The sequence below is a fragment of the Streptomyces sp. NPDC001920 genome, from assembly GCF_053594495.1.
The window spans coordinates 501,004-521,881 of sequence record NZ_JBSFEP010000001.1; the positions used below are offsets into that span (position 1 = coordinate 501,004).

A 20,878-nucleotide genomic window follows, 5' to 3' on the forward strand; every position below is an offset into this window, starting at 1 on the left:
CGTGCCCGCGGTCTGTGTGCGAGGTGGGTGGGTGGGTGACGGGCGACGGCGGGGTCAGGCGGCTCCGGTCTCCTCCCGGTGCCGGAGCACGGCGTCGGCCAGGGCGGTCACCGTCCGGTGCGGGCTGATCGCGGCCAGGTTGAGACCGGGAGCCAGTGCCTTGAGGCGTCGGAGGACGGTCATGGTCATCAGCGAGTCCATGCCGTGGGCGTGGAAGTCGGCGTCGGGGTCGAGCGCCTGCGGCCCTTCGAGGTCCAGGGCTCGGGCGACCGTGGCCCGCACGTGGGCCACGACGATCTCGCGGCGGCGTTCGGCGGTCCGTGCGGCGGCCAGCAGGGCGGCCACGTCGTCCTCGGCCAGGGGCTGCGGCCGGGTGTCCTCGGCCGTCCCCGGACCGGGCGGGCCGGGGTCGGTCTCCTGGTGGAGGTCCGCCAGCAGCGGCACCGGGGTGCGCAGGGCGTAGGCGGCGGCGACGGCGGGCCAGTCGGCGTCGGCGATCACGAACTGCGCCGTGTCCGCGCCGAGTACGTGATCCAGGGCGGCGGCGGCCCGCTCCCCCGGCATGAGGCGCATGCCGGTCGCGGTGATGGCCTCGTGGACCGCCGGATCCAGGCCGTCGCGCCACGGTCCCCAGTTGACGACGTGTGCGGGCGTTCCGGTACGCCGGCGTTCGTGGACGAGCGCGTCCATGTAGCAGTTGGCGGCGGCGTAGTGGGCCAGGCCCTGCGACCCGAGCAGGGCCGTGGTGGAGGAGAAGCACACGAAGTGCTCCACCGGGTGGCCGGCGCTGAGGCGGTGCAGCAGGGCGGTGCCCGCGACCTTGGGCCGCAGCACGGCCGTCACCCGCTCGGGGGTGAGGTCCGCGAGGGGGGCGACGTCCTCCACGAACGCCGCCTGGAAGACGCCGTGCAGCGGGGGGAGTTCGTCGCCGAAGCGGTCGAACAGCGCGCGCAGGGCGTTCTCGTCGGCGACGTCGGCGGCGACCTCGTGCACGGTGGTGCCGGTGGCCCGCAGCCGCTCCACGGTTCGGGCCGCGGCCCCCGTCACGCCGCGCCGGGAGAGCAGCACCAGGTGCCGGGCACCGAGGGCGGCGAGCCTGGTCAGCAGGGCGGGGCCGGTGCGGCCGGTGGCGCCGACGACGAGATGTGCGCCGTGCGGGTCCAGCCGGGCGGCACGGCCGCGGGCCGGGGCGGGCGGGCGTGCGGTGAGCCGGGGGACGTGGCGCACGGTGGCGCGGTAGGCGCTCTGCGTCCCGGTACCGGGCGCTGCGGCCAGTTCGGTCACCAGCGCCCGCGCCGCGGCGGCGGCGTCGTCCGGTCCTGCGGGCGCCTCCAGGTCGACCAGGCCGCCCCATGCGCGGGGGTGCTCCAGTGCGGCGCTGCGGCCGATGCCCCACAGGGCGGCGTGGGCGGGGTCGACGGGGCCGCCGCTGCCCGCGGGCTGGGCCCCCAGGGTGGCGAACCACAGCCGTGGTCCGTCGGCTTCGGTGACGGCGCGGACCAGCCGGACCGCATCGAGGGTCAGCGCGAGGGCCGACTCCGGTCCGGTGCCGGGAGCGGGCAGGTGGACCAGGTGCCGGACGCCGTCGTCCAGTCCGAGGTGCCGGCGCAGTGCGGCGCCGGTGAGGTCGGCCGGGCCCGGACCGGGCACGGACCGGCATGCGACACCGAGGTCCGCGAGGCGCCGCGCCAGCAGGTCGGCGAGTACACCGGACCCCACGACGACGACCGGACCCTCCGGGACACCGTCGGGCTGCGGCGCCGGCTGCCATTCCAGCCCGTGCAGCCAGGCCGGCTGCAGGGCAGCGGGCCACGCGTCCGTACGGCGCACGCGTACCCCGCGGGCGCGGGCGACCCGGGTGCCGGAGCGGTACCAGTCCAGCTCCGCCACGAGGGCCGCCCCGGCCGGGTCGCCGGAGATCGTGGCCCGGACCGTGAGGGGCCCGGAGGGACTGCCGGGACGCTGGACCAGGCTGTCGAAGCCCGTGACGGTCCAGCCCGTCGAGGGCGGCAGCACGGCGGGCAGCGCCTGGAAGGCCGCGTCGAGTTCGCGCAGGGACCCGGCTGCGGTGTGCGGCTCGGCCTCGGCGACGGCGACGGCCCGGCCCGGGCCGCCGCGCAGTCGGCGCAGGGCGCGCAGGGCGGGGCCGTAGGTGAGGCCCGCCTCGGCCAGGCGTGCGTAGTACTCGACGGTGTCGGCTCCCTCGGCGGCCTCGTCGCCACCGGTCCCCGCCGGCCGCCCGGTGACGTCCGCGCCGGGTTGCTCGTCGAACGGGACACCGGGGTCGTCGTGGATGCGGGCGGAGGCGTGGCGCTGCCAGTGCCCGGCCGCGTCCAGGGCGTGGATGTCCAGGTCGGCGGGCTCGCCGGGGGCGTCCCCGGTGCGCAGGGTGATCTGCAGGGAGCGGACCGTCCCGTCGAGGACGAGCGGGCTGTGCACCGTCAGGTCGCGTACGTCCGGAGTGTCGAGGCCGGCTTCCCCGGCGGCGGCCAGGGCGAGGGCCGCGTAGCCGGACAGCGGCATGACTTCGCGGCCGTGCAGGAGGTGTGCGCGCAGCGGATCCCATGCGGGCCCGGCCGGCTGCGGCTGCCACAGCCGGGTGCCGGGATGGGCCGCCAGGGTGGTGACCGCGCCGAGCAGTCCGGTGCCGGACGGGGCCGGGGCCCCGGTGGCGGGACCGCTCACGGCCATGGCGGGACTGCTCACGGTCACGGTGGGGACGGCCGTCCAGTGGCGGGTCCGCCGCCAGGACATGAACGGGAGGTCGGCGGTGCGTCCGTCCGGGGCGAGGTGCGCCCAGTCCGGTTCCAGGCCGTGGCAGTGCAGGCGCCCGACGGCCGCAAGGAAACTCTCCTGGGCGTCCTGGTCCCGGACGAGGGTGCCGGTGACCAGCACACCGTCGTGGTCGCCGAGGGTGGCGGCCGTGTCGCGGGTGAGCAGCGGATGGGCGCTGATCTCCACGAAGGCGGTGTGGCCGGCGCGGAAGGCGGTGCGTACGGCGTCGGCGAAGCGGACCGGGGCACGCAGGTTGTCGCACCAGTACGCGGCGTCGCAGACCGGCGTACGGTCCACTCGCCCCTCGACGGTGGAGAAGAAGGGTGTGTGGGGCGGGCGCGGGGCGAGGTCGGCGAGTTCCGCGACGAGCGGGTCCAGCAGGACGTCCATCTGGGGCGAGTGGGACGCCACGTCCACCTGGACCAGTCGGGCGTTGACCCCTTCCGCCTCGTAGGCCTCGGCCACGTGCCGGACGCCCTCGGGGTCACCGGCGATCACGGTGGAGCGAGGGCTCGGCACGACGGCCACGGTGACCGCACCCGCCTGAGCCGTCCGGTCCAGCCGGGCGGCGACCTCCTCGGCAGGACTCTCGACGACCGCCATGGCGCCCTGGCCCGCCACCTTCAGCAGCAGCCGGGACCGCCGGCAGATCACCCTGACGCCGTCTCGGACGTCGAGGGCGCCCGCCACCACGGCCGCGGCGACCTCTCCCATGGAGTGCCCGACGACGGCCGCGGGCCGTAGTCCGTGCTCCCGCCACAGTTCGGCGAGGCCGAGCTGCACCGCGAAGATCAGCGGCTGTACGACGGAGACGTCGGTGGGCACCTCCGGCTCGTCGAGCACCCGGCGCAGGGAGAAGCCCGACTCGGCCGCGATCATCGGTTCCAGCTCGTCGATGACCCGCCGGAAGGCCGCAGCGGTGTCCAGCAGCGTGCGAGCCATGCCGGCCCACTGGGAGCCCTGGCCGGAGAACAGCCAGACGGCGCCCGGCGGTTCGGTGGCGGCCCGGCCGCGGGTGAGTCCGGGCACGGCGGTGCCGGCCAGGTGGTCGGCGAGCGCCCGACGCAGCCCGTGCGTGTCCCGGGCGGGGACGGTGAGCCGCTCCGGTTCGTGGGACCGGCGCAGGGCGAGGGTGTGCACCACGTCGTCGAAGGGCACGTCCGCGCCCTTGCCGGCCAGCCAGTCCCCGAGCCGGCGCAGCCGGTCGTCCAGCGCGTCCGCCGATCCGGCGGAGACCGGCACCAGGAGAACCTCGTCGGACCGGTCACGGCCGGTGTGGGGGCGGGGCTCCTCGGGCGGCGCCTCCTCCATGACGACATGCGCGTTGGTACCGCCGAAGCCGAAGCTGCTCACACCGGCCCGGCGGGGGCGCTCGCCGCGCGGCCACGGTGTGCGTTCCGTGACGACGCGCATCCTCAGCTCGTCGAAGGGGATGAGCGGGTTGGGGCGGTCGAAGTTCAGGCTGGCCGGCAGCGCGTCATGGCCGAGGGCCAGGACCACCTTGATGAGGCCCGCGATACCCGCCGCCGCCTCCAGATGGCCGATGTTCGTCTTCACCGACCCGATGAGGAGGTCCCGGTCGCGTCCGTCGAGGAGGGCGGCGGTCAGGGCGGCCGCCTCGATGGGATCGCCCAGGGCGGTCCCCGTGCCGTGAGCCTCGACGTAGTCGAGGTCCCGCGCGGTCAGTCCGGCCGCGGCCAGCGCCGTGCGCAGCAGGTCCTCCTGCGCCTCCGGGTTGGGGGCGAGCAGGCCGTTGGACGCGCCGTCCTGGTTGACCGCGCTGCCCCGGATCACCGCCAGCACACGGTCGCCGTCGCGCCGGGCGGAGGACAGCGGCTTGAGCACCACCACCCCGCAGCCCTCGCCCCGGCCGTACCCGTCGGCGTCGGCGGCGAAGGTCTTGCAGCGGCCGTCGGCGGCCATGACCCCGGCCTCTTCGAAGTTCACCGTCACCGCGGGCGAGAGCAGCAGGTTCACCCCGCCGGCCAGGGCCAGGTCGCTCTCGCCCGACCGCAGGCTCCCGACGGCCTGGTGCACCGCGACCAGCGAGGAGGAGCAGGCCGTGTCGACGACCAGGCTCGGGCCGCGCAGTCCCAGGACGTAGGAGACCCGGTTGGCGATGACCCCGAGCGCGGAGCCGGCGCCGCTCCAGGCGTTGATCTCCGCAAGGTGGCTCATCTGCACGGCTCCGTAGTCGGAGACCGAGGCGCCGACGAACACGCCGGTCCGGGAGCGGGCGAGGGAGCGCGGCGGGATGCCGGCGTGTTCCAGCGCTTCCCAGACGACCTCCAGCATGAGGCGCTGCTGGGGGTCGGTGGCGGCGGCCTCACGGTCGGACATGCCGAAGAAGGCGGGGTCGAAGGCGGCCAGGTCGTCGCTGAGGTAGCCGCCGCGGGCCGGCGTGCGGTCCAGCACGGCCCGGGCGGCGGGGTCCAGCGCCCCCAGCAGCTCCCAACGGCCGGGGGGCGGGTCGCAGACGGCGTCCCGGCCGTCGCTCAGCAGCTCCCAGAACGACTCGGGGTCGGCCACCCCTCCGGGCAGGCGCATGCCGAGCCCGATGACGGCTATGGGCTCGGCCTCTAGACCGGCGGTGGGCCCCTCCGGGAGGGCCGGAGCGTCCGGCTCCGTCCGCTCGGCGGGGCCGGTCGCGAGGAGCCGCCGGGCGAGGGCCCGCACGGTCGGTGCCTCGTAGACCAGGGCGGGCGACAGGGCGCGGTCGAGGAGGTCTTCCAGGTTCCCGGAGAGTTCCACGATCTGCCGGGAGGTGAGGCCCATGCCGGCCAGGGGCTGGTCGGCGGCGATGTCGTCCTCGGCGACGTCGAGGTGCTGCGCCAGCCAGGAGACGAGCCAGGATCGCAGGGTCTGCTCGTTCATGCGGTCCACCACTCCGTTTCCAGGTAGTCCAGCGTCCCGAGGCGGTGGCGTTGCGCGCAGGCGTGGCGTCGTACCTTGCCGCTGCTGGTCTTGGGCAGGGCGCCGGGCCGCAGGAAGACGACCTCGTGCGGTTCGACGCCGTGGTGCTCGCCGACGGCACGGCGCACGGACCGCACCGCCTCCTCACGGGTGCCGGGCAGGTCGGCTCCCGCGGCCCGGCGCAGTTCGACGGCGACGACCAGCCGTTCCCCCTGCTCGTCGGTGACCGGGAAGGCCGCGGTGGTCGCGACCGGCATGCCGTCGAGGGCGGTGCCCACGGTGGCTTCGATGTCGGACGGGTAGTGGTTGCGGCCGTCGATGACCACGAGGTCCTTGATCCGTCCGGTGACGAACAGCTCGCCCTCGTGGAGGAAGCCGAGGTCACCGGTGCGCAGCCACACGGGTCCGGTGCGGGTGCCGTCCCGGCCGAGCAGCTCGGCCCCGAAGGAGCGCCGGGTCTCCTCGGGACGGCCCCAGTAGCCGGGCGAGACGTTGGGGCCGCTGACCCAGATCTCCCCGACCCGGTCGCAGGGCTGCTCGGTGCCGTCGTCGGCGATGCGCACCTCCACCCCGGGCAGGGGTGTGCCGCAGCCCACGAGTTGCCAGGCCTCGGGCGCGTCCGGCGGGCAGCGGCGCACGCGCCCCTCGGCCAGCTCGGCACGGTCGAACGTGAGGATCGTGGCGCCGTCCAGGGCGGAGGTGACGCCCAGGGTGGCCTCCGCCAGGCCGTAGCCGGGGGCGTGGCCGGAGAGGGCGAAGCCGCAGGGCGCGAACTTCTCGGCGAAGGCCCGGACGCTCTCCGAGCGGACCTGCTCGCTGCCGTTGCACAGGGTGTGCAGGGTGTCCAGGCGCAGGGACGCCATGTGGTCGCCGGTGATGCGGCGTACGCACAGGTCGAGGGCGAAGTTGGGGGCGGCGGTCCAGGTGCCGCCGTAGTCGCTGATCAGGCGGAGCCAGCGGTACGGCTGCTGCACGAAGGCCATCGGCGTCAGGTGCACGGCGCGGGCGCCAGCGAGCAGCGGCATCGCGATGCCGGTGATCAGGCCCATGTCGTGGAAGTACGGCAGCCAGGAGACGATGACGTCCCGTTCCGTCAGGCTCGACTGCTCGGCGCTCTGCCGGGCCGCGGCCACCAGGTTGTCGTTGCCGATGAGCACGCCGCGCGGGGACTGGGTGGATCCGGAGGTGTACTGCAGGTAGGCGATGTCGAAGGGGCCGGCCGGCCCGGTGGCCTCGGCGGCCCGGCCGCCGGCCGTCCTCAGGTCGTCCAGGAGCAGTACGGTCGTGTCCTCGCCGCAGGTGGTGCGGGTCAGCGCGGTGACCCCGTCGGCGGCTGCCCGGGTGGTGAGCACGCAGGACGGTCCGGCGTCCCGCAGCACGGCCTCCAGCCGGTCGTTGCTGCGGAAGAGTTCCGGGGCGTAGAGCGGCACGGCGACCGTACGGGCGTACAGGCAGCCGAGGAAACCGACCACGTAGTCCAGGCCGTGCGGTGCCGTCAGCGCGACCCGGTCGCCGGGGCGGCAGTGCACGGCCAGGGCCGCCGCGACTTCGGACGCCCGCCGGTCAAGCTCGGCGTAGGTCAGGGTGGTGGCCACGCCCCTGCGGTCGGTTCCGTGGTCGACGAACGTCAGCGCCGGGGCCGCACCTCGGTCGCACGCCCAGTGCCGGACGGCGCGTGGCAGGTCGTGGAACCCGGTGCCGCCGACGGCGGTCACCGGTGCGTGGGAGGGCATGGGTGGGGCCTCTTTCATCCGGGATGCTGCGGTGCGCGCCCGTTCCGGCGCGGCTCAGCGGCGTTCGAAGACGTCGCGCAGGTATCGGGCTTCGGTGCGGTCGAGGTGCTCCAGGAAGAGCCGCCGGGCCTCGTCCTTCTCGTCGGCCGGCACCACGTCGGCGGCCAGGCCGAGTTCGGAGGTGCGGGCCAGGGCGTAGAACTCGTCGCGCAGCAGGGAGCAGACGACGGCGTCCCAGTACCGGCCGTCGAGGAAGAAGTAGTCCCTGAGCACTCCTTCGAGGGTGAAGCCGCCGTGCGCGATGATCTGCACCATCTGCCGGTTGTGCAGTCCCAGGGTGAGCTGGACGCGGTGCGCGTTCTTCGCGTGGAACAGGTAGTTGAGCAGCAGGACGTTGGCCTCGACGCCGTGGCCCTGCGTCCACAGTCCGCTGGCGCCGATCGCGGAGCCGATGGTGTAGCTGCCCTCGTAGGCGAGGGGGCCCCAGTTGACCGCGCCGACCCGGGTGCCGTCGAGGGTGGCGATCATCAGGTAGTGCATGCCGCCCTGCTGGACGGCCTGGCGCAGCTGGTCGGCGGAGAGGAACTGCGGTGACCCCGAGGAGTAGGTGCTCACCGTGCTCGCGGACCAGTCCGCGATGAGCTGGAAGTCGTCGCCGGTGCACGCCTCCAGCGAGACGAGGTCGCCGCGCATCACGGCTCCCAACGGCGCACGGCGAGTACGGCGTTGTGGCCCCCGAACCCGAACGAGTTGGTCAGCGCCGTGCGTACGTCGTGCCGCTGCGCCTCGTTGGGCACGAAGTTGAGCTCCGGGTCCTCGGGGTCGTCGCAGTTGAGGGTGGGCGGCACGATCCCGGTGGCCAGGGTGCGCAGCGTCGCGATGAGCTCCACCGCGCCGGCCCCGCCGATGAGGTGACCGATCATCGACTTCTGCGAGCTGATCGGGATGCGCGGGGCGTGGTCGCCGAACACGCCCCGTACGGCGGATATCTCGGTGGCGTCGTTGAGCGCCGTGCCGGTGCCGTGGGCGTTGATGTAGTCGACGTCCGCGGGCCCGATCCCCGCGTCGTCCAGCGCCATCCGCAGGGCGCGCTGGGCGCCGAGGCCCTCGGGGTGCGGGGCGGTGGCGTGGTAGGCGTCGGTGGTGGCGCCGTAGCCGATGATCTCGCCGAGGATCGGCGCGCCGCGTCCGACGGCGTGTTCGGCCTCCTCCACGACGACGATCCCCGCGCCGGCCCCGAAGACGAACCCGTCCCGGCCCCGGTCGAAGGGACGGCTGGCGCGGGTGGGTTCGTCGTTGCGCCGCGACAGGGCGCGCACGTTGGACATGGCCGCGACGTCGAGGCGGGTGATCGGGTCGTCGGTGCCGCCGGCGATGACGGCGTCGACCCGGCCCGAGCGGATCATGTCCACGGCCTCGCCGACACATGTGGTGCCGGTGGCACAGGCGGTGATGATGGCACCGGTCGGGCCCTCGACGCCGTACCGCATGGCGATCTCGGCGGACGGGTTGTCCGGGGAGCCTCCGATGGCGTAGCCGGTGGGCACACCGCGGGGGCCTCGCTCGCGCAGGCGGTCGACCGCGTCGATGCCGGCGATGTTCGCCCCGTATCCGGAGCCGACGAGGGCGCCGATGCGGGGGCCGAGCCCGTGTTCCGCGGAGAGCTTGGACTGCTCCATGGCCTCCGCGGTGGCGGCGACGGCGAACCAGGCGAAGCGGTCCATGCGCCGGGCGGCGATCCCGGTCATGTACCGGGTGGGGTCGAAGCCCGTCACTTCGGCGGCGATGCGCGTGGGCAGGTCCGAGGCGTCGAATGCGGTGATCGGCCCGACGCCGCTGCGCCCGTCGACCAGCGCCGACCAGTACTCGTCGACGGTGGAGCCGGTCGCCGTGACCGCTCCTGCGCCGGTGATGACGACGCGCCGGCGCGGCACACCCTCAGCGTTGCGTGACATGGGACCTTCCATTTCGTTCGTTCCGGTCCGGACGGGCCGCCGGCACCCGGATCCGCTGTTCCAGGGTTCCGACGACGCGGGCGGTCAGGGCGGGCACGTCGACCTTGCCGCGGTGGGTGACGGGGAAGCTGTCCACCACCAGGAGGTGGTTGGGCTGCTCGAAGGGGGCCAGAAGGGCGCAGATCGCTTCCCGCCAGTGCCGGGCGTCCCCGCCCGCGGGATCCGCGACGACGAAGACCAGCTCGTGCCCGCGCCGGGCGTCCTCCAGCGGGATGATCTTCACGGGCCGTCCGCAGGCGGCGGCGCGGTGCTCCAGCACCTCGGGGTACAGGGTGTGGCCGAGCCGGTGGACCGCGGACGCGCGGCCCAGGACGAAGAGGTTGCCGTCCGCGTCCAGCCGGCCGAGGTCGCCGGTCCGGTACGGCCCGGCCGCGGGCGGGTCGAGGGTTCCCGCCGTGGTCAGGTAGCCGGCCATGAGGTCCGGGGTGCGCAGCCTGATCTCGCCGATCTCGCCGGGTGGCAGCGCGGTGCCGTCCTCGCCGGTGACCAGCACCTGGACGCCGTCCAGCACGCGCCCGCAGCCGACCGGGTTGGCGGGCGTCGCGAAGGCCACGTTGCCGGCCTCCGTGCTGCCGTAGCCGTCGAGCAGGGGCGCGCCGACGGTGGCCGCGAAGCGCCTGCCGAGGCCGCCGTCCATCGGAGCGCCGCCGGTGCACCAGAGCCGGACCCGGTCCAGCGCGGCCAGGAGACCGGGCCGGCGGTCGTCGAGGTTGAGCATGCTGAGGTAGGTGGCCGGGGTGGCGTCGACGACGGTGGCCCCGTGCTCGGCGCCGAGCCGGAGCGCCCGGTCGAGACGGGTGTAGGGGGTGATCAGCAGGTCGGCGCCGGCCATGCGGGCGAGCAGGAGCAGGGACAGCCCGTACTGGTGCGAGAAGGGCAGCAGCGGCAGGAAGACGTCCTGCGGCCCGTAGCCCATCAGGCGCCGGGTGCGCTCCAGGTTCTCCAGGACGGCCCGGCCCGGCTTGACGATGCCCTTGGGCTCGCCCGTCGAACCGGACGACCACAGGACGAGGGCGTCCTCGCGCGCCCGCCAGCTGCTGTCCGACAGCGCTGTCACGGGGGCGGAGGGCAGGCGCGCCGCGGCGTCGGCCGCCAGCTGCGCCGTCGACACGGCGGTGACGCCCGCGGGTGCCGGGTCCGTGCCGTCGAGGACGGCGTGCCGGACCCGGGCCAGGGCGGCGAATCGCTCCGTGGCCTGCGGGGTCTGCTGGCCGTCGAGGAGGACGACCGAGGTGTCGAGGTGGATCAGCGCGAACAGCAGTGCCGGGTACAGGGCGGAGTTGCCGGCCTTGACCAGGACCCGGTCGCCGCGGCGCACGCCCCGGTCGCGCAGAGCCCGCGCCACGGCCGCGGCGTACGCCTCGGCGTCGACGCTTGCGTGGGGCGCGAGGGGATCGACGATCCTGGTGGTGGCCATGGGGCGGTCGCTTCCTGCTTCCTGGGTGGTACGTGGCCGGATGACGGGGATGCTGAGGGGGCGGGCGGGTATCCCGCCCTGTGGGGATGGCGTGAGCCGAAGTGCAGCCGGCTCACGCCATCCCGCGCGGTCCTGCTAGTGAGCTGTCGCTCAGCAGTGCCAGCTGGACGCGCTGGCCGCCATCAGGGCGGTCTCCTCCTCGGAGGTCTCCAGCTCCTGAAGGTCGAGAATCGACTCGGTCATGTCACACACCTCCTCAAGGGTCTCGGTGGTCCGTGCCGGGCGTCGCGGCCCGGCCGGCCTCAGCACTCCCGGCTGGTGACGCCGACCGTCATCAGGGCGGTCTCCTCGTCAGAGGTCGCCGGCTCCTGAAGGCCGAGAACGGGCTCGGTCATGGTCTTGCGCCTCCCTCCGGGGGGCCGTGTCGCTGCGGTGGGTCACCGCGGCGACTCAGCAGTGCCAGCTGGACGCGCTGGCCGCCATCAGGGCGGTCTCCTCCTCGGAGGTCTCCAGCTCCTGAAGGTCGAGAACGGACTCGGTCATGTCACACCTCCTTTCGCATGCCGATGGGTGCCGAGCCGGCCGGCGCGGCAGGTCTGTGGGCGGTCGGTGGACGGGGCGGTCACGCGGACCCGTCCACCACCGGGCGGGGAGTGAAGAAGGGCAGGAAGGGGCCGGTGCCGTCCACCGCGGCCCGGATACCGAGGAGCACTCCCGCGTTCCCGGTCGCCAGGTCCATCGAGAGGCGGTACGTCTGGTCGCCGGGAAAGGCGAGCCGGCCCCGGTAGGCGAGCTTGTGCCAGGTGAGCGCCTTGAGGTGGCGGCGCACCGCGTCCCGGGCCTCGGTTCCGGAGTCCCGGTGGGCCAGCCGTGCGGCGGTCGCCATCAGCCCGCTGCGGCCGTTGAGCAGGTGCGGCTCGGCCACGTACTCGGTCTGGCAGGCGCGCCGGATGGCGGGGAGGAGTTCCTCGATGCCGGGGTCGGGCCGTGCGGTGAGCAGTTCGTCCGCCACCAGGGCGATGCCGCCGCTGCCCACCTCCAGGTACGCCAGCGTGCGGATCCCGCGGTCGGCCACCTGCACGCTGCCGTTGGACCGGGTGACGCACACCTCCAGGTCGCGGTGCAGCGCCTGGAACGCCAGGTCGAGGTAGCGGGGATCGCCGTCGGCCTCGTACATGCGCTGCAGGAACAGCGCGCAGCCGGACCAGCCGTGCATCAGGCCCGCTCGGGCGGCCGTGGGAGCGGCGGGGTGGCCGGGCTCGTTCAGCAGGCGCTCGATCCGCCCGGCGCGGAGCCGGGCCTGTTCCAGGTGCCCGGCGTCGTCGTACCGGTCGGCGAAGTACAGGTGGGTCAGGCCCTCTCCGGCCGTGCCGCCGTACAGTCCGGCGTCGACGGTGGGCGGGGCGTCGCCGGCGTCGGCGAGCAGCTTGGCCGCCTCGTCGGCGTACCCGAGCCGGTCCAGGACGTAGGCGATGCCGTACCGGCCGCTGTAGAACCCGCGCCGCAGTACCGGGCCCCGGGCGAGGGCGTCCAGGAGCCAGCGCTCGTGCTCGGGGTACCGTCCCGCTCCGGTGGCGTGCAGGGCCCAGAGCACTCCGGCGGCGCCGTGCGCGAGGTTGAGCCCGTCGTGCAGGAACTGTTGGACGTCGCCCGGGAACAGACGGTCCGTCCGCTCCGGCGTCGCGCTGAGCAGGATGGCCTCGCTCAATGACCTGCCGACGGCGTCCCAGTCCGGCTCGGGGGCGTCGAGATCCACGTCGAGCGGTGCGTCGAGCAGCTCGCTGCGGCGTCGCACCAGGGCGGCGGGCAGCGGTGAGGCGGCCGGGACGGTGCCGGGTCGGGCGGGTACGGCGGTGTCCTCGCGCAGCCGGGCGACGAAGCCGTCCGGCAGGTCGGCGAAGCGTCGCTCGACGGTGTCGACGGTCTCCGCCAGCTTGGTCCGCGACAGCGGGAAGAGGCGGTTGACCGGGAGGAACAGCCACAGCCGCAGCATGGCGAGGGCGTAGCGGTCCACAGCGGTTCCGGTGACGCCGGGGGGTGCCAGGAAGCCCTGGGCGCCGAGCGCGGGGCGGGCGGACTCCTCGGACGCCTCGAAGGCCGCCTCGAAGTCGATGAGGGACAGCTCACCCTCGGGGGTGATCAGGACGTTGCCCGGGTGCAGGTCCCCGAAGACCACGCCGCGCTCGTGGACGGCGGAAAGGAGCGCTTCGAGGCGGTCCGCCACGTCCACCGCCTTGGCCGTGTACGCGGCCTCCTCCGCCCGTCCGGTGCCGAAGTGGACCATGGGGTGGTAGGTGGCCAGCCACAGCCACAGCACGTCGCCCGCCATGTGTTCCATGGCGAGGAAATGGTGGCCGTCGGCCTGGAAGCTGTCGTGGAGCCGCGGTATGCCGGGGATGCCGGCGAGTCGTTCGAGGGCCCAGCGTTCGCGCTCCAGCCGCTCCACGGCGTCCCGTCCGGACATGTCCAGGCCGGCTCCGGGGCGCGCTTCCTTGAGCACGACCTGCCGGTTGTCCGACAGCCGCTCGGCGAGGTAGACGCCGCCGCCGTTGGAGAAGTGCAGGGCGCGCAGCACCCGGTAGGGGAAGCTGCCGCCGCCGGACTTGCGGCGCTCCAGGTGGGGACGGAGGAAGTCGGGGACCTCCACCCAGGGTGGGGCGTAGTGCCCGGGGCGGCGTTCGTCCGGTACCAGCGTTCCGTCGGCGTCCTCGATGGCGAGGACCCGATCGCCCTTGGCATCGGTACAGAAACGCGTGCGAAACCCTCCGTACCGGACATGCAGCGGGCCCGCTCCCCAGCGCAGGTCGCTCAGGATGTAAGGTCCAGAGGTGCCCTGGAGCAATGACGCCAGCTCTTCCAGCGTGCGCCGGAGCTGTTCGTCGTCCGCAGGGTAAATAGTGACGAGTTTTCCACTCGCCTGCCGCGGCATGTACTTCGAGTTGTACATCCGAAACAGGTGCCGGTCGCGCAGGAATTTGAAGGGTATTTCCCGCTCGACGCAATAGGACCAGGCCGTTTCCACTATCCGTTCGGCATCGGCCGCCACCGCGGAGATGTGTATTTTCCATCCCTGCGCGGGAAGCTCGGCACCCTCCGGCTTGAGGGACACCCAGACGTCCTGCCCGGTGCGGGCCCACCCGGTCGGCGGCTCACGGTCAGCCGCAGCGAATCGGTCCTGGTCAGCAGCCCATTGAGCGGGCGTCTCATAGAAGACGAGGTCCGCCCAGCCGTACAGCTGGCGCTGCTCGATCACTTGGCCTCCTGACAGGTCCATGACGCATCCCCCCGGCTGCGCGATGGGGACCGCGTTCCGGCGCCTCTGTTTTCCAGGCAGACATAGCCTGCAGTTTCGCGGGGGCTGGGCGCGTCATTCCGGCCAGTGAAGTCGGCTAGTTCTTAGGTTTACATTCCGGGTCACCCGGAAGGAGGATCCCTTCACCGAAAGATCATGTTGTGATGATCAGAGATGGGCACGCCGGACCCCTCCACCCCACACGGGGCTTCACGGTGTGCCCTCGACTCGGGGGTTAGTTCAGTACATGACCATTCGCATACTCGTGGCGCACACAGAAGGACTCGCCAGAGCCGGCATCGTCCGGATCCTCCACAGCGACGAGGAGATCAGCGTCGTGGCCGAGGCCGCGTCGGGCAGCCAGGCAGTGCACCTCACTCGACGTCTCCGACCGGACATCGCCATCATCGACGGCGGCCGGCTGGGACTCGGCAGTCCGGACGTGATCAGAGACATCGCGGACCTCGGCACCACCGATGTCCTGGTGCTGACACCGAACCAGGTGGACGGCGCCATCCTCCAGTCTCTGAGCGCCGGCGCCGTCGGTTTCCTGCCGATGGACACCGACGCCCAGCAGTTGATCCACGTCATCCGGCTCATCGCCGACGGACTGGGCTTCATGGATCCCACAGTCATCAGGGCCCTGGTGAACGCCGCGGCCAACGTGGGACCCGAGGACCTGGTCACGCTGGACGACCGGTTCGCCCGCGTGCTGACCCCACGCGAGCAACAGGTACTCGCCTACGTGAGCCAGGGCCTTTCCAATCTTGAGATCGCCGCCCTCCTGACCGTGTCCGAGAACACGGTCAAGACGCATGTCAGCCGCGTCCTGGGAAAGCTCGGCCTGCGCAGCCGGGTGGAGGCGGCACTCAGCGTTCGTGACAGCTGGGTGAGACAGCGGGCCAGCTGACCACCCCGCAGGAACCTCAGCGCCCCAACCGACGCACGAAAAGATGGGAACGAAAACATGACCACTCAGTCCACCGAGACCCTCGACCAGGAACTGTTCGGTGCCGTCGCCGACCTTCTCGTGGAGATAGCCGAGATCCCCGCCGGGGACATCACGCCCGAGGCCCGCTTCCGTGACGACCTCGACGTCGACTCCCTGCTGATGGTGGAGTTCGGCGTGTCCATCGAGGACCGCTTCGGAGTGGCCATCCCCGACGAGGAGTTCACCCAGCTGCACACCGTCGGTGAACTCGTCGCCTTCGTCCAGCGGCACAAGTCCGCCTGACCCGGCCGGGGTTGGCACGGTCCGCGGGCGTCTGCCCGGCGGGCTCCCGCGGATCCGGGTGCCCGCCGGGCGGTCGACGCCGCGAGGTGCGCCGAGCGGTACTGACGCCCGCTGTCGACGAGTTCACCGGCGAGGCGTCCGTACGGCGGCCACCACCGCGGCCGTCGGGCGCGACCTCCTCGAGGAGACCGCGCCCACCGAGGCGCACCGCCTCGCCTGCGGAACGCCGGCCGACCTCCGGAACACGGCCGCCCCACCCGCTCGACGGGGGCGCGGCCCCGCACGACGCCGACGCCACGGGACCGACCGCCTGCGGGCGGCGTGGGGACCTCGCGCCTCCCCGGACCGATACCCACGGCACTCCACGGCAAGGCACTGCGCCGCGGCGGCCACCTCGCTCGGCACGCGGCACGGACGTCCCGGACTTCGAACCCGGGCCGCACCCTGCCCGTGCGCCGGTCCAGGGGGTGTTTCGAGAAGTCCCGCTCAGCACCCGCGGCGCCCGGCGCGCCTTCTGGCCGCACCGGCCGAAGCCCCGCGTACGTCCGGTGCGAGGGCCTTCGGCCGGGCACCCCGGAGCACGCGCCGGACACCGCGGACATCGCACCGGACCGCCCGAACAGCACACCTAGGCCGGTACGGAGGGGTCCGCACCGTGCGCCGCCTCGGGCCGCAGGACGGCGGCGGCGAAACGCAGCGTGGTGTTGATGTCCGGCATACCGGCGGCCACCCCCACCTTGGCCTTGTGGACGGAGACGCCCGGCTGCATGGGGGCCACATGGAAGCCGTCCTCCGCCAGCCGGCTGAGGTTGCGCTGCACGGACGGCCGCTCGAAGGCTCCCTCGGGGATGCTGGGCGCCAGCACCACGGGCGCCCGCGTGGACAGTACGGCGCTCAGGGCGAGGCTGTCCGGCATGCCGAGCGCACACTTGGCGACGAAGTTGGTCGTGGCCGGGGCGACGATCACGAGGTCGGCCCACTCCGCCAGTTCCTGGTGCGGTGTCACGCCACGGGCGGTGTCCCAGTCAGGGCCCTCGACCGGAGCCTGCGTGGCGGCGGCCAGGGCCTGCGAGGACACCAGCTGGGACGCTGCATGCGTGAGGCAGGCCCGGATGTCCCAGCCGTACCACATCCTCATCAGCACCGCCCAGCTCGGCAGAGCCGTGACACCGAACGCTCCACAGCCCACGAGCAGGAGCCGTGAGCGGGGCAGGTCGATGACGGGGGGACCCGCCTTCACGGTGCCGGCGCGGCTCTTTTCCGGTTCTGCGGCCATGTCACTCCTCGGGACTCCCTGATTGTTCAGCCCCATTCCATCGAAAGGCAGATAATCCCCGGATCCCTCGCACGCATGACTCCGGCGTCACCTTTGGAACTACCTGCCGCCAACCTTTCTATGATTCATCGCCGAAGACCGGGAGACAGCTTGCCCGTTGCGCGCCGACCGGCCTAGTGTTCGAGTGCACCGGGCCAGATGAATCCGTTCAGCACATGTCAGGAATGAGACCGGTCACCAATGAATTCCGTTGATTCCGCAGGGGATTCCCGAATCTTATGGGAGCTTGAGGAGGTCGTCGAGAAGGAGCTCAACCGGCACCTTTCGGCAACCCGGGAATGGTTTCCGCACGAGTACGTTCCATGGAGTCGCGGCCGGGATTTCGACAGCCTGCCCGGCGGCGAGCCATGGTCTGCGGAACAGTCCCCGGTCGGCGAACTGGCCGCCGTCGCCCTCAAGGTGAACCTGCTGACCGAGGACAACCTTCCGACGTACCACCACCAGTTCGCGACGCTCTTCGGAGAGGACGGCGCCTGGGGCAGCTGGGTGCACCGGTGGACGGCCGAGGAGGCCAGGCACTCGGTGGTGATCCGCGACTACCTGCTCACCTCACGCGCCCTCGACCCGGTCGACCTGGAGCGGGCCCGCATGGCGCACATGTCCACCGCCCCGCCCGGCAACGACGTCGGAGTGCTGGAGAACGTCGCCTACGTCGCCTTCCAGGAGCTGGCCACCAGGATCTCGCACCGCAACACCGGCCGGGTGTCGGGCGATCCGGTCTGCGAGCGGATGCTCGCCCGGGTCGCCATGGACGAGAACCTGCACATGGTCTTCTACCGCAACGTCCTGGCGGCGGCGCTGGATCTCGCGCCGGACGAGACCATGCGAGCGATCACCAACGTGGTGTCGTCCTTCGCCATGCCGGGAGCCGGCATTCCGGGATTCACCCGGGCCGCGGCGCGCATGGCCGTGGGAGACATCTACAACATCCGGATCCACCACGACGAGGTGCTTCAGCCGGTCCTGCGCCATCTGAACGTGCTCGACCGCCATGGACTCGGTGCCGAGGGCCGGCGATTCCAGGACGAACTTGGCCGCCATCTGGAGACGGTGGACGCGCAGGCGATCCGCTTCGACGAAAAGCGGGCCACCGTGCTGGCCCGAATGGCGGACCGGGAAAAGCAGGGCCGCTAGGCCGGCACTTTCAGACGTGAATGCGAGATCCCTATGTCACGCGTTCACCGTGCGCACGGCGACGTACTGCACGCCGTTCTCACACATATCCGCATTCGACTCCGAGGAGATATCCGTGGACGTAGCCACCCGACTGAACCAGCAGGCCGAGCTCCGCAGCGTGGCCATCGACGACGAGGAGGGCGTGGTCTTCAGCCGCCAGGAGCCGGTGCTCGCCACTCCCACCCTCATCATGGCCGCCCGTATCGCCGTGGCCTCGGCCCTCGTCTACACGGCACGGCGCTGATCCCGTCACTCGACGAACGACCTTGACGGGCCGCCCCGTCGACCCGCTGCTCGCCGAGCCGTCGGTCACCGGGCGGGTCGCCGTGGCGGCCGGGGCCGGTGTGCGCACCGCTCCCCGGGGGCCCAGGCGCTCGACTGACATCGCCCGCGGCCTCCACCGCGGGTGATCCCCGCCGGGCCGGACCGGTGGTCCGGCCCGGCGGGGCAACCCGTGCGGGCCCCTCGTCTCCCCCTTTTCACCGCTCGTGGTACCGGAGGCCACCCTGTGAGCATTGCCAGAAAGATCGCCTCGGCGTTCCTCGGGCCGATACCCGTGTCCCGGGGCCGCGCACTGGGCACCTCGGAACGGCTGGCCGCCGCGACGGCCCTCACCTCCTCCCTGGAGTACCTCTCCCAGCGCAGGCAGATCCGCGAGGGAGGATTCAACGACTGGTCCGTCGCCCGCCGGGCCCACGCCGGCTCGTCCCCCGTCACCCGGAAGCTGCTGGACCTCGTCAGCGGCGAACGGACCACCACCGCCCTGCACATGGCCAGGGTGGCGGTGAGCGCCGGCCTGCTGCTGCCGGGCGACAGCCGGCTCCGCGGCGCGGGCGGTCTCTTCCTCGGCGCCACGGCCCTGGCCCTGTACCCCCGGCACCGCTACGGCACCGACGGCTCGGACCAGGTCTCGACGCTGGTGCAGACCGCCGTGGGCGCCGCCCGGCTGTCCCGCTCCCCGGCCACACAGGACGCCCTGCTGTGGTACGTCGCCCTGCAGGGGAACCTCTCCTACGTCGTCGCCGGCTGGGCCAAGCTGCTCGGCACGTCCTGGCGGGACGGCACCGCCCTGGGCGGCATCATGCGCACCCGTACGTACGGGCACGGCCCGACGTACGCGCTCACGCAGAAGTACCCCCGAGCGGCGAAGTACCTCACCCACGGGGTGCTCGCCCTGGAGTGCCTCTTCCCGGTCGCCTACCTCGCCGGAGGCCGACTCGCGAAACCGGTGATCGGCGCGGCGGCCGGCTTCCACCTGGCGAACGGCTTCGTCATGGGGCTCGGCCGCTTCGTCAGCGCGTTCGTCGCGATGCACCCGGCGATCGCCTACACGTCGGCGCCGAAGGACCATCTGTCGATCGCCGGCCGCGACGACCGGGTCCTGAAGACCGCGGCCGTGGTGTTCGCCTCGGCCGTGTCCGCGGCCGGAGCCGTCGCCGTGCACCGGCGGCTGCGGGCGGTCGAGGGCTGGCCGCGTTCCCTTCGCGCGACCACCCGGCACGGCAACGAACTCCAGTACGAGATGAACCCCGGGAAGCCGGACCAGCCGGTCCTGGTGTTCGCCACCGGCATGCTCTCGACCTCCGAGCACTTCGGCTGGATCACCGAAACCATCCGTCACGACGGCAGGTTCGGGTTCCTGACCTACGCCCGCGCCGGGTACGCGGGCAGCCGGTACCGGGGCAAGGCCCCCTACCGACTCGCCGAAGCGGTGGACGATCTGGTCGACCTGGTCGGCGCCGCCGTCCCGGCCGACCGTGAGGTGGTGCTGGTCGGCCACTCCCTGGGCGGCGAACTGGCGCGGCGCGCCGCCGCCCGGCTCGGCGAGCGGGTCCGGGCGGTGGTCTACCTGGACTCCTCTCACCCGGGTGAGCTCAACCGCTCGCAGCAGCAGAGCGTGTCGGCGAAGCCGCTGGGTGCCTCCCTCTCCCTCATGGTGTGGTCCCTGCGGTGCGGCGCGGGTGTGCTGCTGTCCAGGCCCGAGTGGCTGGAGGCCCTCCCCGCCATGTTCCGCAAGCGGGTCTTCGACCAGTACGCGGACGCCCGGATGTGGGTGGCCGGACACCGCGAATGGAAGGCCGTGGAAAGCGAGTTCCGGGCCCACACGGGCGAACTGGCAGCCGTGACCGGCCACGCCCTGGTGGTCTCGGCGCAGCGGACCGTCGACAAGGATCCCGAGCATCTGCTCATGCATCACGAGATCGCCGACGCGCACCGCGGTGCCGGGCGCACGGTCGAAACCGTCGTGCTGGAAGGGGCCGACCACGACTCCCTGCTGACCGACGGCCGGTACGGCGTGGAGGTCGGCCGTCTCCTCCTGGACTTCGTGACGCGCACGGCCGAACCCGCGAGGAGCGGGGAGAGGAAGGAGCAGACCGCGTGAAGAGGATCCTCGTGGACGCTTTCCGCGGCCCGGGTGCGGCCGCTCGTATCGCCGGGACCGCGCTGCTGCTCGGAACCGTGGCGATCCAGCACCCCAACTCGGCCTTCAACCGCCTGGAGGCCAGGGACAGGTTCTCCCTCCTGCCCAACTGGCGCTTCTTCGCGCCCAATCCGGCGACGTACGACTACCACTTCTTCTACCGCACCCAGGACACCTCCGGTACGACGTCCGAGTGGCGCACGGTCGACGTGATCGAGGGCCGCAGGATGCACCAGATCTTCTGGTTCCCCGGGCGGCGGCCGGAGAAGGCCGTCTTCGACATCTGCTCCGAACTGCTCGGGCCCATGAACGCGGGCATCGACGCGATGACCGAGACCACCGGCTACGCCGTGCTCGTCGCCCACCTGCGGGAGCGGATCCGCGCCGAGAACGCCCCGGGCAGCGTCCAGGGCTTCCAGTTCGGCCTGGCCCGCGCCGCCGGATTCGCCGAGACGGAGCCGGAGACGATCTTCGTCTCACCGTTCACCCCCATGGATCCCAGCCCCACACCCCCGCGCGTGCGCCCCAAGGCCCCCGCCGCGCACGCCTGAGAGGGAAGCACGCC

15 protein-coding genes are annotated in these 20,878 nt (G+C 72.7%); 6 read left to right on the plus strand and 9 right to left on the minus strand.

Annotated elements, in window-relative coordinates:
• Positions 1-54: 54 nt before the first annotated feature.
• The 8 genes from ACWCPI_RS02060 to lanKC form a co-directional block, all read right to left on the minus strand.
• Positions 55-5,649: an SDR family NAD(P)-dependent oxidoreductase gene (locus tag ACWCPI_RS02060; protein ID WP_451036259.1), complete on the minus strand. Its 5,595-nt coding sequence runs from the start codon at positions 5,647-5,649 to the stop codon at positions 55-57.
• Positions 5,646-7,421, minus strand: coding sequence for a fatty acyl-AMP ligase (locus tag ACWCPI_RS02065; RefSeq protein ID WP_451036260.1), 1,776 nt, complete (start codon positions 7,419-7,421; stop codon positions 5,646-5,648). The genes ACWCPI_RS02060 and ACWCPI_RS02065 overlap by 4 nt, the downstream gene beginning before the upstream one ends.
• A gap of 54 nt (positions 7,422-7,475) precedes the next feature.
• Positions 7,476-8,114: a GNAT family N-acetyltransferase gene (locus ACWCPI_RS02070; protein ID WP_388810648.1), complete on the minus strand. Its 639-nt coding sequence runs from the start codon at positions 8,112-8,114 to the stop codon at positions 7,476-7,478.
• Positions 8,114-9,376 carry a beta-ketoacyl-ACP synthase II gene (gene fabF / locus ACWCPI_RS02075; RefSeq protein ID WP_451036261.1) on the minus strand — a complete coding sequence of 421 codons (1,263 nt, stop codon included), beginning with the start codon at positions 9,374-9,376 and terminating at the stop codon, positions 8,114-8,116. The genes ACWCPI_RS02070 and fabF overlap by 1 nt, the downstream gene beginning before the upstream one ends.
• A complete protein-coding gene (locus tag ACWCPI_RS02080) occupies positions 9,360-10,853 on the minus strand; it encodes a class I adenylate-forming enzyme family protein (protein ID WP_451036262.1) in 1,494 nt (497 codons plus the stop codon). The genes fabF and ACWCPI_RS02080 overlap by 17 nt, the downstream gene beginning before the upstream one ends.
• Before the next feature lie 150 nt (positions 10,854-11,003).
• Entirely contained in the window at positions 11,004-11,096 is a 93-nt protein-coding gene (locus ACWCPI_RS02085; RefSeq protein ID WP_388810657.1) for a class III lanthipeptide, read from the minus strand.
• 207 nt (positions 11,097-11,303) lie between these two features.
• The gene (locus tag ACWCPI_RS02090) at positions 11,304-11,396 is read right to left on the minus strand and encodes a class III lanthipeptide (protein ID WP_019757305.1); all 93 of its coding nucleotides are present in this window, start codon (positions 11,394-11,396) and stop codon (positions 11,304-11,306) included.
• Positions 11,397-11,475: 79 nt separating this feature from the next.
• Positions 11,476-14,106, minus strand: a complete 2,631-nt coding sequence (lanKC, locus tag ACWCPI_RS02095; RefSeq protein WP_451036263.1) for a class III lanthionine synthetase LanKC — start codon at positions 14,104-14,106, stop codon at positions 11,476-11,478.
• A 286-nt stretch (positions 14,107-14,392) separates the two neighbouring features.
• Here lanKC and ACWCPI_RS02100 point away from each other — a divergent pair, with 286 nt between their 5' ends.
• Positions 14,393-15,055: a LuxR C-terminal-related transcriptional regulator gene (locus ACWCPI_RS02100; RefSeq protein ID WP_388810662.1), complete on the plus strand. Its 663-nt coding sequence runs from the start codon at positions 14,393-14,395 to the stop codon at positions 15,053-15,055.
• 57 nt (positions 15,056-15,112) lie between these two features.
• A complete protein-coding gene (locus ACWCPI_RS02105) occupies positions 15,113-15,379 on the plus strand; it encodes an acyl carrier protein (RefSeq protein WP_388810665.1) in 267 nt (88 codons plus the stop codon).
• 628 nt (positions 15,380-16,007) lie between these two features.
• Here the strand turns inward: ACWCPI_RS02105 and ACWCPI_RS02110 are convergent.
• Positions 16,008-16,655, minus strand: a complete 648-nt coding sequence (locus tag ACWCPI_RS02110) for a flavoprotein (RefSeq protein ID WP_451036264.1) — start codon at positions 16,653-16,655, stop codon at positions 16,008-16,010.
• Positions 16,656-16,895: 240 nt separating this feature from the next.
• On the opposite strand from ACWCPI_RS02110, the gene ACWCPI_RS02115 reads away from it, so the two are divergent.
• The 4 genes from ACWCPI_RS02115 to ACWCPI_RS02130 all read left to right on the plus strand — a co-directional run bounded on the left by ACWCPI_RS02115 (position 16,896) and on the right by ACWCPI_RS02130 (position 20,864).
• Complete coding sequence (locus ACWCPI_RS02115; RefSeq protein WP_451036265.1) at positions 16,896-17,849, plus strand: acyl-ACP desaturase; 954 nt, start codon at positions 16,896-16,898, stop codon at positions 17,847-17,849.
• Between the two features lie 115 nt (positions 17,850-17,964).
• A complete protein-coding gene (locus ACWCPI_RS02120; protein WP_451036266.1) occupies positions 17,965-18,135 on the plus strand; it encodes a hypothetical protein in 171 nt (56 codons plus the stop codon).
• Between the two features lie 264 nt (positions 18,136-18,399).
• Positions 18,400-20,274: an alpha/beta fold hydrolase gene (locus tag ACWCPI_RS02125; RefSeq protein WP_451036267.1), complete on the plus strand. Its 1,875-nt coding sequence runs from the start codon at positions 18,400-18,402 to the stop codon at positions 20,272-20,274.
• Positions 20,271-20,864 carry a hypothetical protein gene (locus tag ACWCPI_RS02130; RefSeq protein ID WP_451036268.1) on the plus strand — a complete coding sequence of 198 codons (594 nt, stop codon included), beginning with the start codon at positions 20,271-20,273 and terminating at the stop codon, positions 20,862-20,864. The genes ACWCPI_RS02125 and ACWCPI_RS02130 overlap by 4 nt, the downstream gene beginning before the upstream one ends.
• Positions 20,865-20,878 lie beyond the last annotated feature (14 nt).

Excerpts from the sequence above, each read along its gene's own strand:
- fabF (WP_451036261.1), bottom strand. The coding sequence starts at position 9,376 with ATGTCACGCAACGCTGAGGGTGTGCCGCGCCGGCGCGTCGTCATCACC.
- ACWCPI_RS02105 (WP_388810665.1), top strand. The coding sequence starts at position 15,113 with ATGACCACTCAGTCCACCGAGACCCTCGACCAGGAACTGTTCGGTGCC.
- ACWCPI_RS02060 (WP_451036259.1), bottom strand. The coding sequence starts at position 5,649 with ATGAACGAGCAGACCCTGCGATCCTGGCTCGTCTCCTGGCTGGCGCAG.
- ACWCPI_RS02085 (WP_388810657.1), bottom strand. The coding sequence starts at position 11,096 with ATGACCGAGTCGATTCTCGACCTTCAGGAGCTGGAGACCTCCGAGGAG.
- ACWCPI_RS02080 (WP_451036262.1), bottom strand. The coding sequence starts at position 10,853 with ATGGCCACCACCAGGATCGTCGATCCCCTCGCGCCCCACGCAAGCGTC.
- ACWCPI_RS02070 (WP_388810648.1), bottom strand. The coding sequence starts at position 8,114 with ATGCGCGGCGACCTCGTCTCGCTGGAGGCGTGCACCGGCGACGACTTC.
- ACWCPI_RS02100 (WP_388810662.1), top strand. The coding sequence starts at position 14,393 with ATGACCATTCGCATACTCGTGGCGCACACAGAAGGACTCGCCAGAGCC.
- ACWCPI_RS02065 (WP_451036260.1), bottom strand. The coding sequence starts at position 7,421 with ATGCCCTCCCACGCACCGGTGACCGCCGTCGGCGGCACCGGGTTCCAC.
- ACWCPI_RS02090 (WP_019757305.1), bottom strand. The coding sequence starts at position 11,396 with ATGACCGAGTCCGTTCTCGACCTTCAGGAGCTGGAGACCTCCGAGGAG.
- ACWCPI_RS02115 (WP_451036265.1), top strand. The coding sequence starts at position 16,896 with ATGAATTCCGTTGATTCCGCAGGGGATTCCCGAATCTTATGGGAGCTT.
- ACWCPI_RS02110 (WP_451036264.1), bottom strand. The coding sequence starts at position 16,655 with ATGGCCGCAGAACCGGAAAAGAGCCGCGCCGGCACCGTGAAGGCGGGT.